This window comes from uncultured Rossellomorea sp. (genome assembly GCF_947488365.1).
GTDB lineage: Bacteria > Bacillota > Bacilli > Bacillales > Bacillaceae_B > Rossellomorea.
This window is the reverse complement of sequence record NZ_CANKZT010000032.1, coordinates 1-225: the sequence shown is the minus strand read 5'-3', so window position 1 is coordinate 225 and position 225 is coordinate 1. Positions and strand designations below refer to the sequence as shown.

Here is a 225-nt window from a genome sequence, read left to right as displayed (position 1 = left end):
GGTCCGGACGGGACTCGAACCCGCGACCTCCTGCGTGACAGGCAGGCATTCTAACCAACTGAACTACCGGACCAAAGTTTTTTCGCGATAGCGAAAATAACTATCCATGCGTGACTTATGAAAGATTAAGGATAACCTCTTATAAATATAAGTCAAAAATGGTATTGCGGGGACAGGATTTGAACCTGCGACCTTCGGGTTATGAGCCCGACGAGCTACCGAACT

The 225-nt window shown here is 48.0% G+C and carries 1 tRNA gene; it reads right to left on the bottom strand.

Features of this window, described 5'->3' with window-relative positions:
- Positions 1 to 73 (bottom strand) — tRNA-Asp (locus Q1B03_RS22110).
- Positions 74 to 225: the final 152 nt, after the last annotated feature.